Below are 14,356 nucleotides of genomic sequence, written 5' to 3'. Positions count from 1 at the left end.
CGCGGCCGTCGACGACAGTGGCCGACACGCTGGCACACGTGGTGTCGATCGCGATGTTGTACGTGTCGAGACTGGAGGGCACCGAGGTGCCCATCCGGGTGCCGGCCCACCGCCCAGCGGTGGGCGGGACGGCCGGGCCACGAGGGTCGGAAGGAGGTGGACCGGTGAGTTCGAAGGACTGGATCGAGAAGGACTTCTACGCCGTTCTCGGCGTGGACAAGGCCGCCTCCGCGGATGACATCAAGAAGGCGTACCGCAAGGTGGCCCGGGAGTCCCACCCGGACCACAACCCGGGCGACCCGAAGGCCGAGGAGCGATTCAAGGCTGCGTCCGAGGCGTACAACGTGTTGTCGGACAGCGGCCGCCGTCGCGAGTACGACGAGATGCGTTCCCTCTTCGGCTCGGGCGCGTTCCGGCGCAACGCCAGGGGTGGGGGTCAGCCGGGCGGCATGCCGTTCGACGTCTCCGACATGTTCGGTGGCGGCGGAGGTGGCGGCGACCGTCGCTTCGGTGGCGCCGGCTTCCAGGACCTGTTCAGCTCGATCTTCAGCGGAGGCCAGGCCGGTGGGCAGGCCGCGCCACGCGGTCCGGCCCGTGGTCGGGACGTGGAGACCGAGGTGGCGCTGGACTTCGGCGACGCGGTGCGCGGGGTGACGCTGCCCCTGACGTTGCGCGCGCCGGGAGTCTGCGACACCTGTCACGGCAACGGGGCGAAACCCGGCACCCAGCCGCGTACCTGCCCGGTGTGCCATGGTGCCGGCGTGACCACCCGCGACCAGGGGTCGTTCAGCTTCTCCGAGCCGTGCCGCAACTGCCAGGGCGTCGGCACCGTGGTCGAGGAGAAGTGCCCGGAGTGCCACGGCAGCGGCGGTGTCACCAAGACCCGCACCATGAACGTCCGCTTCCCCGCCGGGGTGGCCGACGGTCAACGCATCCGGCTGGCCGGGCGCGGTGAGCCGGGCGAGCGCGGTGGCCCGGCGGGTGACCTCTTCGTACAGGTCAAGGTTCGGCCGGACGAGCTGTTCGGGCGTACCGGGGACGACTTGACGTTGACCGTGCCGGTCACCTTCGCGGAGGCCGTGCTCGGCACGGACCTGCGGGTGCCCACGCTCGACGGGGCGGTGACCCTGCGGGTGCCGCCGGGGACGCCGAGCGGTCGGGTGCTGCGGGCCCGGGGCAAGGGTGTGGTCCGTCGCGACGGGCAGGCCGGTGACCTGCTGGTCACGCTGGACGTGGTGGTGCCGGCCCGGTTGTCCGACGAGGCGCGCTCGGCGCTGGAGTCGTTCGCTGAGCAGACCCCGCCGGCGGCTCGGGAACATCTCGACGCTCGGGTGCGTCGAGTCAGTTAGTCCGGTGGAACGGACGCGGAGGTGAGCGGGATGTCGGGCGAGTTCCTCGGTTCGGGCGACCCTGCCTACGAGGCCAAGGTGTTGATGATCTCGGTAGCGGCTCGGATGGCGGGAATGCATCCGCAGACCCTGCGCCAGTACGACCGACTGGGGCTCGTGCAGCCCGGCCGAGCCGCTGGTGGCGGGCGTCGCTACAGCGTCCGCGACGTCGTGTTGTTGCGCGAGGTGCAGCGGCTCAGTCAGGACGACGGGATCAACCTGGCCGGCGTCAAGCGGATCATCGGGCTGGAACGGCTGTTGGAGCAGGCGCAGCAGCGGGTGGCCCGGCTGGAGGCGGAGCTGGACGCCGCGTACCGCCGGGTGGCGGAGTTGGAGTCGCTGGCCCGCTTCCCGGGCCGGGATCTGGTGCCGACCAACCGCACGTCCACCGCTCTGGTGGTGTGGCGTCCCCGCCGCACACCCGATCGCTGACCCACCGCTCACCCGGATCTGTCTTGTTGGCCCGGATCGCGCCGGATTCCCGGCGCGGTCCGGGCCGCTTCGGTTAGCCTGTCGATAAGGGTCCAATCGGCGTAATCCGGACCTACCGGCATGGCAAGGGGGAGCGATGGCGGAACCGGCGAAGAAGATGGCCCAGCAGACCGAGGACCGGTTGGAGAACCTGGCCGAAACCGTCCGCAAGAAGTTCGACAAGGTGACCGAGGGAACCTACCGGGACCGGGTCATCGCGGGCCGGTTCGCCGAAAACGCCGACCACAACGGCGAACGAAGTCGAGCCGAGACGGAACGCAAGCAGGACTGACCGGCAACCAACGTGCGGACCGGGACCCACGGGGGGTCCCGGCCCGTTCGCCGCATCCGCGCCCGACGTTCCGCGATCTTGCAGTTTGGGATGACGGAATGTCTAGCTTCGTGCAATAGGTCGGGACAGAAAGTGCAAGATCGGCGAAATGAACGGAGCGAATCCGGCGGTTCAGCCGAGGCGGCGGTTTTCGCGGACCAGACCGCCTTCGCACCAGTCCCGGTAGACGAAGAGGTCCGGTCGAGCCAACAGCACCCGGCCGTTGTGCGCCCAGACCTTCATCAGCTCGTCGCCGTCGCGTTCGGCCTGTTCGACGAGCTTGCGAAAGCGGCGCTTCGGGTGGGCGCGGAAGTTCGTCCGGATGCCGTCGGCCGCGTAGATGTAGAGGCAGTGCAGCGCGAAACGCCGGGCCGGGCAGGTGGGGTCCATCGCCAACTCGAAGAGCGTCAACACCAGTCGGTCGCCCGAGACCAGCAGGTCCCAGTCGGGCGGCATCGAGGCCAACGGCACCGAATCAGGCTTGTACGCCCAGGACCGCAACTCCGCCGGAGTCGGATCGACGGGGTTGGCGAAGCCGTGGAAAGTCGACTCCTGCACGCTCACCGGCCAACCTTCCGCTCTCGCCCGCGTCTGGCAACGCTGCCTGCGGACCGTGGCTGCTGGGGCGAAACGGTAACCCGCCGTCGGGTGCTGCGGTAGTCCCCATGGGGAGCAATTCCGCAACCGTTGGCATGGGCGGGCCCACTGCATCGACGGAGTGGCCGATGATGCCCCTATGACCATCCATGTTCGACGGTTCCAGCGGGGCGCCGAGGCTCAGTTCGTCATGGGGCTGGAGTGGCTTTTCGCCCCTCCCGGCGGGCGTCCCGTGGATTGGGACCGCGACCGCGCTGTCGAGCGGACCGCGCAATTGCTCGCCCGCGAAGATGTCGCACTGTTCGGGGCGCGATCGGACGAGGATCAGGTGGTCGGTGTGGCCAGCGTCTACCTGGACATCCTCTCGGTGCGCTTCGGTCGTCGGGCTTCGATCGAGGACCTGGCCGTGCACCCCGGGTGGCGCTCCCGGGGTGTCGGCACCGACCTGCTGGCGGCGGCCCGGGCATGGGCACACGAACGGGGCGCCGACTACGTCTTCCTGGAGTCCGGTCTGGCCCGGACCGAGGCGCACCGCTTCTACCTTCGCGAAGGCGCGACCCACGCGGCCGCGGCCTTCAGGTGGACCTCAGTGCAGTGAGTCGACGACCGGGGCCGGCCCCCGCCGCTGAGCCGCCGCGCGGTTGCGCAGCCACCGCTTGAACCACGGGAAGTCCGGCAGCCGGGCCAGGATCGGCCCGGTCACCACGGTGATCAGGACGTACGTCGCGGCCAGCGCCGCCAACCGCGGCTCGACGCTCCCGGCGGCCACCGCGAGACCGGCGATGACGATGGAGAACTCACCTCGGGGTACGAGCGCCAGGCCGGTCCGCCATCGACCGGGTTCGGCGATGCCGACCCGACGGGCGGCGAGGTAACCGGTCGCCGTCTTCGTCGCCATGGTGATCACGGCCAGCGCGAGCGCCGGCAGCAGCACCGGCGGAATGTCCTGCGGGTCGGTGGTCAGGCCGAAGAAGACGAAGAACACCGCGGCGAACAGGTCCCGCAGGGGCGAGAGCAACTCGGTGGCGTGGTGCGCCACCGGGCCGGAGAGCGCGATGCCGACGAGGAACGCGCCGACCGCCGCCGACACCTGGAGCGACGCGGCGATGCCCGCGATCAGCAACGTCAGACCGAGTACGCCGAGCAGCAGCGCCTCCGGGTCCTTCGCCGACAGGGCGGACGAGATCAGGTGGCCGTACCGGATGGCGACCACCAGCACGATCAGCACAGTGCCCACCGCGACGGTGAGCGCGATCCCGCCGCCGAGCAGGCCGGTGCCGGCGAGTACGGCAGTGACGAGCGGCAGGTACAGGGCCATCGCCAGGTCCTCGATGACCAGCACCGAGAGGATCACCGGGGTTTCCCGGTTACCGAGCCGGCCCAGGTCGGCGAGGACCTTGGCGATCACCCCGGAGGAGGAGACCCAGGTGATGCCACCGAGCACCAGGGCGGCGACCCAGTCCCAGCCGAGCAGCAGGGCGAAGGCCGCGCCGGGCAGCGCGTTGAACACGCCGTCGATCAGCCCGGCCGGGGCTGCCGAGCGGAGGTTGCCGACCAGTTCGTTGGCCGAGTACTCCAGGCCGAGCATCACCAGCAGCAGGATGACGCCGATCTCGGCGCCGACCGCGAAGAACTCCTCGCTGGCGGCGAGCGGCAGTAGCCCGCCGTGCCCGAACGCGAGCCCGGCGAGCAGGTAGAGGGGAATGGGCGAGAGGCCGAAGCGTCGGCTCAGCCGGCCGAGGAGGCCAAGCAGCAACAGCAGCGCACCGACTTCGATGAGCAGCGTGGTGAAATCGTGCATCCGCCTCAGCCGTCCGGGTCACTGTCGGCGAGGATGGCGGACACGCCGTCGAGACCTCTGCGGGTCCCGACGACGACCACCACGTCGCCGGCTGCGAAGCGGAAGGAGGGGAGTGGCGAGACGATCACTTCGCCTTCGCGCAGCACCGCCACGATGGAGGCGCTGGTGCGGGTACGCGCCTTGGTGTCGGCGAGCTTCCGGTTGACGTACGGGGAGCCCGCCGTGATGGCGATCTGCTCGGTGAGCAGACCAGCGGCCTGCTCGCGGAGCCCGGAGAGCTGACCGAGCATCAGCGACGCGCCGAGGATGTCAGCCAGAGCCTCGGCCTCGTCGTCGGTGAGCGGAATGTCCGCCTGGCAGGCGTCAGGGTCGTCGGGATCGTAGAGAACGAGATCACGGCGGCCATTGCGATGGGAGACGACGCCCAGGCGGCGTCCGGACTCCGTCACCAAATCGTGACGTACCCCGATCCCGGGTAGGGCGGTCTGCTCGACACGTACTCGCACCAGCCAAGGCTACCGCTTGATGAACAATCCGCAGATCTTGGACGGCCGCCGGTCGTCAGACCAGCCCCTGCGCAGCTCATCGATCGAGCGCTGGCGGTCAGCGGATGCTGGCGAAGAACTCGCGGATGTCGGCGACCAGCACCTCGGGGGCCTGGTGGGCCGCGTAGTGACCGCCGACGTCGCCCCGACCCTCGACGTCGGCGTCGTACGCCGTCCACCGGACGATGTTCGAGTGGTCCCGCTCGGCGAAGGCGCGGATGGACTGGAAGTCCCCGGGGAACATGGCCAGCGCGGTCGGTGCGGTGGTCGGCTCGGTCGGCGGCTCGCCGGCGTGCGCGTCCTCCCAGTAGAGCCGCATCGCCGAGGCGGCCGTCCCGGTGAACCAGTAGAGCGCCACGTTGGCCAGGATGAAGTCGGCGTCCAGGCTCTCGTCGAAGAGTTGGGCGTTCCAGGCGAGCAGCCCCACGGGTGAGTCGGTCAGTCCGAACGCCAGGGTCTGCGGCTGCTGACTGTGCACCTGGTTGAAGGAGAACTTGTTCTCGTAGAACCACTGAAGGTGCCCGAGCGCCGCCTGGTCCGCCTCGGAGAGCCCGGCGAACTCGGCCGGGTCGCCCGAGGGGAACGAGAAGAGCTGAGTCACGTGGACGCCGAGCACGTGCTCCCGGTCGGTCCGGCCCAACTCCGGCGAGATCATCGAGCCGGCGTCGTTGCCGACCGCGCCGTAGCTGTCGTACCCCAGGCGGTTCATCAGCTCGGCCCAGGCGCGGGTGATGCGCAACCGGTTCCAGCCGGCGCTGCGGGTCGGGCCGGAGAAGCCGAAGCCGGGCAGCGACGGGACGACCACGTGGAAGGCCGGCGCGTCCGGGTCGCTCGGCTCGGTGAGCGGGGCGATCACGTCGAGGTATTCCAGCACCGAGCCGGGCCAGCCGTGGGTGAGCACCAGCGCGGTGGCGTCCGGCCGGGACGACCGGACGTGCAGAAAGTGGATCCGCTCGCCGTCGATCTCGGTGACGAACTGCGGGTGGGCGTTCAGGCGGGCCTCGACGGCGCGCCAGTCGAACCCGCCCCGCCACCTGTCGACGAGGGCGCGCACCCGGTCGTTGCTCATCCCGTACGAGTCACCCGCGCCGGGCAGCTCGACGGGCCAGCGGGTGCGGTCCAGCCGGGCGGCCAGGTCGTCGAGGGCGGCCTGCGGGATCTCAACGCGGAACGGGTGGACAGCGGTGTCACTCATGCCGGAACTCCTTCGGAACGGAATGTTTCGTTCTGCAATGACCATAGCAGAGCGGAACGATCCGTTCCACTGTTAGTCTGAACTCATGTCACCGACGTCCGGCAAGACCCTCGGCGGTCGCCGCGCCCAGGCCGCCCGCAACGACGAGGTCATCCTGGAAGCCGCCCGCGCCGTCTTCCTCGACGACCCGAAGGCCCCGATCGCCGCCGTCGCCGAGCGCGCCGGCGTCGGCATCAGTGCCCTCTACCGGCGGTACGCGGGCAAGGAGGACCTGCTGCGCCAGCTCTGCCACGACGGGCTGCGTCGGTACGTCGCGGAGGCCGAGACCGCCCTCGCCGAGCCGGACGACTGGGCCGCGTTCACCGGTTTCCTGGCCCGGGTGGTCGACGCCGACGTGCACTCGCTCACCGTCCACCTGGCCGGCACGTTCACCCCGACCGAGGAGATGGGACGGGACGCGGTGCGCGCCGGTGAGTTGGCCGCCGCCCTGGTCGACCGGGCCCACGCGAGCGGGCGGCTGCGCCCAGACGCGGTCGTCCACGATCTGGGGTTGTTGTTGGAGGCGTGTGCCGCGGTCCGCGTACCCGATCCGGAGCGGACCCGTCAGCTGCGCCGTCGCCAGCTCGCGGTCCTGGTGGCGGGCCTGTCGTCGGAGCCGGACGCTGGCCCGCTGCCCGGCCCGGCTCCGGCGGCCGGCGAGTTCGACTGGCGGTGGCGACGCCGGGAGTGATGGGCGTCACGCGCTAAGGTTGAGCGGAATACGCTCAACTCTGGTTGTGTCCAACCCAGTGGACAACGCCGATCCGGGGGAGCCCATGAACACCGAAAGACTCACCACCAAGAGCCGCGAAACCATCACGGGCGCTGTCGCGCTGGCCAACCAGCGCGGTCATGCCACTGTCGAGCCCTGGCACCTGCTGCTGTCACTCCTGGACACCGACGGCTCGACCGCCACCGGTCTGCTGCGCGCCGTCGGGGCCGACCCGACCGAGCTGCGCCAGGCCGCCCAGCGCGCGGTCGACAACCTGCCGGCCGCCCGCGGCTCCAGCATCGCCGAGCCGACGTTGGCTCGGGAGTTCGTCAACGCCATCGGCGCCGCCGAGCAGATCGCCCGGCCGCTGGGCGACGAGTACACCTCCACCGAGCACCTGCTGGCCGGCCTGGCCCGGGTGGGCGGGGCGGTGTCCGGCGCGCTGAAGGCCGTCGGTGCCACCGAGGAAGCCCTGGTCGCGGCCTTCCCGACCGTGCGCGGTGGGGACCGTCGGGTCACCACCGCCGACCCGGAGCAGACCTACCAGGCCCTGACCAAGTACGGCGTCGACCTCACCGCCAGCGCCCGCGATGGCAAGATCGACCCGGTCATCGGCCGGGACTCCGAGATCCGCCGGGTCATCCAGGTGCTCTCCCGGCGTACCAAGAACAACCCGGTGCTGATCGGCGAGCCCGGCGTCGGCAAGACCGCGATCGTCGAGGGCCTGGCCCAGCGGATCGTCACCGGCGATGTGCCCGAGTCCCTCCGCGACAAGAAACTGATCTCGCTGGACCTCGGCGCGATGGTCGCCGGCGCGCAGTACCGCGGCCAGTTCGAGGAGCGACTGAAGTCCGTCCTGGAGGAGATCAAGAACTCCAACGGGCAGGTCATCACGTTCCTCGACGAGCTGCACACCGTCGTCGGCGCGGGCAAGGGCGAGGGTTCGATGGACGCCGGCAACATGCTCAAGCCGATGCTGGCCCGTGGTGAGCTGCGGATGGTGGGCGCCACCACGCTCGACGAGTACCGCGAGCACATCGAGAAGGACCCGGCGCTGGAGCGCCGTTTCCAGCCGGTGCTGGTCGGTGAGCCGACCATCGAGGACACCATCGGCATCCTGCGTGGGCTCAAGGAGCGCTACGAGGTGCACCACGGCGTACGGATCACCGACGCCGCGCTGGTGGCCGCCGCGACGCTGTCCGACCGGTACATCACCGACCGGTTCCTGCCGGACAAGGCGATCGACCTGGTCGACGAGTCCGCGTCCCGGCTCCGGATGGAGATCGACTCGCGTCCGGTCGAGGTGGACGAGATCGAGCGGGCCGTCCGGCGGTTGGAGATCGAGGAGATGGCCCTGGCCAAGGAGCCGGACGCCGCCTCGGCCGAGCGGTTGGAGCGGCTCCGCAAGGAGTTGGCCGACAAGCGCGAGCAGCTCACTGTGCTCTCCGAGCGCTGGCAGACGGAGAAGAGCCACATCACCAAGCTCTCCACCGCGAAGGAGGAGCTGGAACGTCTCGGCGGTGAGGCCGAGCGGGCCGAGCGCGACGGCGAGCTGGAACGCGCCGCCGAGCTGCGTTACGGCCGGATTCCCGCCCTGAAGGTCGAGCTGAAGCAGGCCGAGGAGGAGCTGGCGCAACTCCAGGCCGACGGCGCGATGCTGAAGGAGGAGGTCGGCGCGGACGACATCGCCGCCGTGGTCGCCTCCTGGACCGGCATCCCCGCCGGCCGCCTGCTCGAGGGCGAGACGGCCAAGCTGCTGCGGATGGAGGAGTCGCTGGGCGACCGGGTGGTCGGCCAGACCGAGGCGGTGGGCGCTGTCTCCGACGCGGTACGCCGTGCTCGCGCCGGTATCGCCGACCCGGACCGCCCGACCGGCAGCTTCCTCTTCCTCGGCCCCACCGGCGTCGGCAAGACCGAGCTGGCCAAGGCCCTCGCCGAGTTCCTCTTCGACGACGAGCGGGCCATGGTCCGCATCGACATGAGCGAGTACGGCGAGAAGCATTCGGTCGCCCGCCTGGTCGGTGCCCCGCCCGGCTACGTCGGTTACAACGAGGGTGGTCAGCTCACCGAGGCGGTGCGCCGGCGGCCGTACTCCGTGGTGCTGCTGGACGAGGTGGAGAAGGCTCACCCGGACGTCTTCGACGTGCTGCTCCAGGTGCTCGACGACGGCCGGCTCACCGACGGCCAGGGCCGCACCGTGGACTTCCGGAACGCGATTCTGATCCTCACGTCCAACCTCGGGTCGTCGGTGATCAGCGACCTGACGCTCGCCGACGAGCAGCGCCGCGAGGGCGTGCTGGCCGTGGTCCGCTCGCACTTCAAGCCGGAGTTCCTCAACCGGCTGGACGACATGGTGGTCTTCGCCTCGCTGCGGGGGGACGACCTGCGCTCCATCGTCGACATCCAGCTGCACCGGATGCGGCGGCGGTTGGCCGATCGTCGGCTGGGTCTGGAGATCACCGATGCCGCCCGGGACTGGCTGGCCGAGCACGGCTACGACCCGATCTACGGTGCGCGACCGCTCCGTCGGCTGGTCCAGAGCGCGATCGGAGACCAACTCGCCAGGGCCCTGCTCTCCGGATCGATCCGAGACGGAGAAACGGTGAAGGTGGACCGCTCCACCGAAACCAACACCCTCTCCGTATCCCCCGCCTGACCCCCCGACGCGGTGATCAAGAGGTTCGCGTCCTGTCCTGACGCAAACCTCTTGATCAACAGGGTGGGGCGGGGGTGGAGTGGGCCCGGACGGGGAAAGGGTGGAGGCATGTTTGGGATGCGGAAGGCTTGGGAGCGCGAATTGGGCGCCGCCGTGGACGAGTTGGTGGCCGCTGACACGCTCGCCTTTGGTGGGGTGGGGATCGCGGGCACGCTGTTGCCGGTGACCGAGGCGTACCACCGGGTCGAGGCCGCCCTCGGCGACCACCCCGATGAGGTACGCCGCCAGCTCGACCGGGTGCTGGCCGACGGCACACCCGCCGGCCGGGCGTACGCGGCCACGCTGCTGGAGCGGGTCGACCCGGAGAAGGCCCGAGCGACGTGGACGTCGCTGCGGGACGATCCGAGCGAGTTGACCACTTTCGTCGGCTGCGTGATGGACCGGGAAACCCTTGGCGCCTACGCCAGTCGGCGGCTCGCCGCAGCATGATCCATTCGCCGGTCGGTGCTGCCCGATCGGTTCTGCCGGTCGCTGGCGACGCACCGTACGTTGCCAGCCATGAGCCCGCCCGCCACCGTGCCGCGTCCGCCCCGCCCGGCCACCGTGACCATCGCCTTCTGGCTGCAACTGACGGTGGTGCTGGTGCTGCTCGGCCTGGCCGCGCTCGCGGTGGCCGAGGCGGTGCGCTTCGATGGCCAGATCGACCGCGCGGTACGACTGGTGCCGGACGCCGACCCGGACGAGGTGGCCGGCGAGCGGCAGGGCAACGTCGCGATGACACTGATCCTCGGCGTGCCGGCGGTGTTGCTCGCGGTCTGGCTGGCGGCCACCGCCGTCCCGGTCTGGCGAGGTGCCAACGTCGCGCGGATCCTGGTCTTCGTGGCCAGCGGAGCGCAGTTGCTGGTCTGCTTCGGGCAGTGCTGCTCCGGAGGCTTTCTCGTGCCGCTGCTGACCATGCCGGAGATCGGCGACGAGCCGCCACCGGACTGGGACGAAGAGTGGGAGAGCTCGACGTTCTTCGACACGCTGTACGCCGGCACCGACCCCTGGGAGGACCTGCTCGTCCCCGCGGCAGGGTTGGGTGTGCTCACCGTTCTGGTCCTCTCCGCAGCCGTGGCCCTGCTCCTGGCGCTGCCACCGGCGAACCGCTGGTTCGTGCCGCGTACCGCGAACGAGGCGCTGCCCGGCCCGGCGTGGGTGATGCCCGCCCTCACCTACGCCCCGACCGGTTACGGATATCCGACAGCCCCACCGGTGCCGGGCTTCCTGCCGCCGAACCAGCCGCTCCCACCCGGCTACCTGATCTGCCCCGACCCGGCCGCGCACCTGACGCCGGGAGCGCCGGCCGCCCCACCAGGGCCGACCGGACCGCCGGTGCCGCCTCCGGAGGACGCACCCGAGGACACTCGCTAGTTGAGCTGTCGGCCACAGCACGGGCCTTCCGGGTGCCGACGGTTGTTACCGTCTGCGCCGACGTACCTGGGGAGGTGGTCGCGTGGACGCGCTGGTGACGTGCCTGGTGGCGGCTGTTGCCGTACTCGCGGTGGTCGTGGTCGTCGTGCGGGCCCGCCGGCGGCCGACGGGCCGGCCCGTCCACAAATCGGCGGAGCCGCCGCGCGGCGGCCCGCTGCGCCGGCTGGCTCCGGGTGACAGCGTGCGGATCCGCGAGCGGGAGTACGCGGTGAGCGCCACGATCCGCCTGGTCGAGGGCGACTGGAGTTGGGTGCAACACCTCCTCGACGACGACTCCGGCACCCGCCACCGGCTCTCCGTGGAGGACGGCCCCGAACTGGAGTTGGTCTTCTGGACCCCGGAACCGGGCGCCACCGTCACCCCGGGGGCACCGACCATCGAACTCGGCAGGCGGCGCTTCACCTGGGCCGAGACCGGGCAGGCGCGTTACACCGCGACCGGCGAGACAGAGCTGCCGTCGACCGGAACGATGCGCTACCACGACTACCAGTCCGGTGGCACCGCACGGCTCTCCTTCGAGGCGTACGGCGAAGAGGGTTGGCGGGTGGCCCGCGGTGACCTTCTCGACCCCGCCGACCTGACGATCCTCCCGCCCCGGGTCTGAGGCCGTCGAGGCCGGCCAGGCGGACGCGCCGGGCTCGTCACGGCATGCCGAACTGGCCGGTTGTCGATACGGTGTGGGCGCGATCTTAGGGAAGGAGAATCGTGGTCGATTCCCAGAGCACGCCGGCCCGTCAGCGGCCATCCATTGTGTCGATTTCCAGTTACCTGCTCTTCCTGTTCCTGGCGCTCCAGGTGGTCAGTCTGATCATCTCGCTCAGCACCTTCGGCAAGACGCGGGACGCGCTCCGCGCGGCGTACGAGGGCAGCGCCACCGACGGCGACCAGGTGGCCGACGTCTTCGCCGTCGTCGGCATCGGCGGGAGCATCGTCCTGCTGCTGCTCGCGGTGGTGCTGGGCGTGCTGGCCCTGTTCAACAACCAGGGCCGCAACGGCGCCCGGATCACCACCTGGATCGTCGGCGGCATCATGGTCTGCTGCCTGGGTGGCGGTCTGCTCAGCAACGCGGCCGGCGGTTTCACCACCGGTGGCGGGACCAGCGGCGACGCGCCGAGCCCGGAGGAGATCCAGCGCCGGCTGGACGAGGCACTGCCCTCCTGGGTGACCCCGGTCAGCCTCCTGCTCGGTGTGCTCGGCCTGATCGCGCTGATCACGGCGCTGGTCCTGCTGGCGCTGCCGAAGGCGAACCCGTTCTTCCGCAAGCCCACAGCGGGCTGGGAACCGCCCACCCCGGGCGCCAGCTACCCTGGCCACCCGCAGGCGCCGGGTCAGCCCGGTTACCCGCAGGCATCCGGTGAGCCGGGTTATCCGTCGAGTGGGGAGCCGAGCTACCCGCCGCCACCGGCCGCGAACCGGCCGGACGACACGCCGCCCACGGATCGGCCCGGGTCAACCCCGCCGCCGAGCAACTGACGGTTCGATAAGCACGACGCCGACGATCCCTCCGAGTAGGTTGCAACCCGACGCCTACCGGAGGGATCCGTCGTGTCGTACCCGGAATCGGCACCGGCCCGCCGGCCCGCCGCCGCCCTGACGGCCGCGACCGTGCTGTTGGTGATGGCGGTCGCCGCGCTGGCGTACGCGGTGGTCTCCCTGGTGGTGCTCGGTGGGACGGTCGACGGGTTCCGGTCCGCCGCCCGCGACACCTCGGCGAGCCCGGAGCAGGTCGACGGCGTGGTGGCTCTGCTCCGTGCGTCCGCGGTGCTGTCGGCGGTGGTGGCGGCGTTGTCCGCGCTGCTGCTGGCCGGCCTGGCCCTCGGTCTGCTGGCCGGTCGCAACGGCGTCCGGGTGGCGACCTGGGTGGTCAGCGGGCTCGGTCTGCTGGCCGCCTGTTGCAGCATGGTGGTGGTCGTCGGCGAACGGGCCGCGCCGCTGCGAATGGGCTCCGGCGACCGGTCCCTCGCCGAGTTGCTGGGTCTGGTCGGCGACGCGTACCCGTCCTGGTGGATCCCGCTCAACGCCGGGCTTTCCGTCGCCCAGGCACTCGGTTACCTTGTAGTAGCTACGCTGCTGGCGCTGCCGGCGGCGAACAACTGGTTCGGCCGCCACCGCCCGACGGCGCCAACCGCACCGCCCCTGTTCCCGCCCGCCCCGCACCAGCCCCCGTCGGCGCCGCACACGCCCCCGTACCCGCCCAGGTGAGGACCGTTCCGTGACGCTCGACCCCACGACTGCCGAGCGCCGAGCCCTGATCACCGGGGCCACCGCCGGCATCGGCGCGGCGTTCACGCGACGACTGGCCGCCGATGGCTGGCACCTGGTGCTCGTCGCCCGCGACGCGGCCCGCCTGGCCGAGCTGGCCGCTGAGCTGGGTGCCACGTCCGGACGCGAGGTGGAGACGATCTCCGCGGATCTGTCCACCGACGACGGCTGCGCCACCGTGGAGCAGCGGCTCGCCGACGGCAGCCCGGTGCATCTGCTGGTCAACAATGCGGGGATCAGCCTGAACAAACCGTTCCTGCGCTCCACGGCGGAGGACGAGGCGCGACTGTTGCGACTCAACGTCCACGCGGTCATGCGGTTGACCCTGGCGGCGCTCCGACCGATGACCGAACGGCGAAATGGGGCAGTGATAAATGTCTCTTCGGTCGCCGGTTTCGGTACGGCCATGCCCGGATCGACGTACTCCGCCAGCAAGGCGTGGGTCACCAACTTCAGTGAGTCCGTCGGCCAGTCGGCGCGGCCGTTCGGCGTTCAGGTGATGGCCCTCTGCCCCGGCTACACCCGCACCGAATTCCACCAGCGGGCCGGCATCAACATGTCCAAGACGCCGGAGTGGCTGTGGCTGCGGGCCGAGGACGTAGTGGACGAAGCCCTGCGTGACCTGCGCAAAGGCAAGATGGTCAGCATCCCGGCGTGGAAGTACAAGGTGGTCGTCGCAGGTATGCGACACGCGCCGCGGCGGCTGCTCCAGGCGGTCGCGCGAGACACCCGCGGCCGGATCGGTCGCGACGAGCGCTGAGCCCGACCGGCCCGCCGACCCCGAGCGAGCGGTGGAACGGCGTTGGCACGCCGCTGTCGGGCCAGTTGCTGAGCGTAGTCGAACATCGCCACTCATCGGTTCCTCTCTGGGCTGATCAGGGTGGAC

At 70.7% G+C, this 14,356-nt stretch carries 16 protein-coding genes; 12 read left to right on the top strand and 4 right to left on the bottom strand.

Translation table 11 applies throughout. The features are described from left to right. Positions 1-164: 164 nt before the first annotated feature. The 3 genes from dnaJ to AB0877_RS03250 all read left to right on the top strand — a co-directional run bounded on the left by dnaJ (position 165) and on the right by AB0877_RS03250 (position 2,151). The gene (gene dnaJ, locus AB0877_RS03260; RefSeq protein WP_366606128.1) at positions 165-1,349 is read left to right on the top strand and encodes a molecular chaperone DnaJ; all 1,185 of its coding nucleotides are present in this window, start codon (positions 165-167) and stop codon (positions 1,347-1,349) included. Positions 1,350-1,379: 30 nt separating this feature from the next. After that, complete coding sequence (locus AB0877_RS03255) at positions 1,380-1,820, top strand: helix-turn-helix transcriptional regulator (protein WP_030332087.1); 441 nt, start codon at positions 1,380-1,382, stop codon at positions 1,818-1,820. 136 nt (positions 1,821-1,956) lie between these two features. After that, entirely contained in the window at positions 1,957-2,151 is a 195-nt protein-coding gene (locus AB0877_RS03250; protein ID WP_366606126.1) for a hypothetical protein, read from the top strand. 171 nt (positions 2,152-2,322) lie between these two features. Here AB0877_RS03250 and AB0877_RS03245 read toward each other — a convergent pair whose 3' ends face one another. Further along, the gene (locus tag AB0877_RS03245; protein ID WP_357348173.1) at positions 2,323-2,754 is read right to left on the bottom strand and encodes a hypothetical protein; all 432 of its coding nucleotides are present in this window, start codon (positions 2,752-2,754) and stop codon (positions 2,323-2,325) included. A gap of 172 nt (positions 2,755-2,926) precedes the next feature. Here AB0877_RS03245 and AB0877_RS03240 point away from each other — a divergent pair, with 172 nt between their 5' ends. Then, the gene (locus tag AB0877_RS03240) at positions 2,927-3,385 is read left to right on the top strand and encodes a GNAT family N-acetyltransferase (protein WP_366606124.1); all 459 of its coding nucleotides are present in this window, start codon (positions 2,927-2,929) and stop codon (positions 3,383-3,385) included. On the opposite strand, the gene AB0877_RS03235 is transcribed toward AB0877_RS03240, so the two are convergent. The 3 genes from AB0877_RS03235 to AB0877_RS03225 form a co-directional block, all read right to left on the bottom strand. Next, entirely contained in the window at positions 3,374-4,588 is a 1,215-nt protein-coding gene (locus AB0877_RS03235) for a cation:proton antiporter (protein ID WP_366606122.1), read from the bottom strand. The genes AB0877_RS03240 and AB0877_RS03235 overlap by 12 nt on opposite strands. A gap of 5 nt (positions 4,589-4,593) precedes the next feature. Further along, positions 4,594-5,094: a TrkA C-terminal domain-containing protein gene (locus AB0877_RS03230; RefSeq protein ID WP_354943754.1), complete on the bottom strand. Its 501-nt coding sequence runs from the start codon at positions 5,092-5,094 to the stop codon at positions 4,594-4,596. 97 nt (positions 5,095-5,191) lie between these two features. After that, a complete protein-coding gene (locus AB0877_RS03225; RefSeq protein WP_366606120.1) occupies positions 5,192-6,328 on the bottom strand; it encodes an epoxide hydrolase in 1,137 nt (378 codons plus the stop codon). An 85-nt stretch (positions 6,329-6,413) separates the two neighbouring features. On the opposite strand from AB0877_RS03225, the gene AB0877_RS03220 reads away from it, so the two are divergent. The 8 genes from AB0877_RS03220 to AB0877_RS03185 all read left to right on the top strand — a co-directional run bounded on the left by AB0877_RS03220 (position 6,414) and on the right by AB0877_RS03185 (position 14,230). Further along, entirely contained in the window at positions 6,414-7,058 is a 645-nt protein-coding gene (locus tag AB0877_RS03220) for a helix-turn-helix domain-containing protein (RefSeq protein WP_366606118.1), read from the top strand. Positions 7,059-7,143: 85 nt separating this feature from the next. Then, positions 7,144-9,735 (top strand): ATP-dependent chaperone ClpB, encoded by a 2,592-nt coding sequence (gene clpB / locus AB0877_RS03215; RefSeq protein WP_366606116.1) that lies wholly within the window; start codon positions 7,144-7,146, stop codon positions 9,733-9,735. A gap of 108 nt (positions 9,736-9,843) precedes the next feature. Beyond that, positions 9,844-10,224 (top strand): hypothetical protein, encoded by a 381-nt coding sequence (locus AB0877_RS03210; RefSeq protein WP_366606114.1) that lies wholly within the window; start codon positions 9,844-9,846, stop codon positions 10,222-10,224. Between the two features lie 69 nt (positions 10,225-10,293). Further along, complete coding sequence (locus AB0877_RS03205) at positions 10,294-11,148, top strand: hypothetical protein (protein ID WP_366606113.1); 855 nt, start codon at positions 10,294-10,296, stop codon at positions 11,146-11,148. Positions 11,149-11,230: 82 nt separating this feature from the next. Then, positions 11,231-11,812, top strand: a complete 582-nt coding sequence (locus tag AB0877_RS03200; RefSeq protein WP_366606111.1) for a DUF4178 domain-containing protein — start codon at positions 11,231-11,233, stop codon at positions 11,810-11,812. Positions 11,813-11,913: 101 nt separating this feature from the next. Then, the gene (locus AB0877_RS03195; RefSeq protein WP_366606109.1) at positions 11,914-12,681 is read left to right on the top strand and encodes a hypothetical protein; all 768 of its coding nucleotides are present in this window, start codon (positions 11,914-11,916) and stop codon (positions 12,679-12,681) included. Positions 12,682-12,753: 72 nt separating this feature from the next. After that, complete coding sequence (locus tag AB0877_RS03190) at positions 12,754-13,410, top strand: hypothetical protein (protein ID WP_366606107.1); 657 nt, start codon at positions 12,754-12,756, stop codon at positions 13,408-13,410. A 10-nt stretch (positions 13,411-13,420) separates the two neighbouring features. Beyond that, entirely contained in the window at positions 13,421-14,230 is an 810-nt protein-coding gene (locus AB0877_RS03185) for an SDR family NAD(P)-dependent oxidoreductase (RefSeq protein ID WP_366606105.1), read from the top strand. Positions 14,231-14,356 lie beyond the last annotated feature (126 nt).

Source organism: Micromonospora sp. NPDC047644 (assembly GCF_040704315.1).
Taxonomy (GTDB): Bacteria; Actinomycetota; Actinomycetes; order Mycobacteriales; family Micromonosporaceae; genus Micromonospora.
This window is presented reverse-complemented; position numbering and strand designations above follow the sequence as displayed.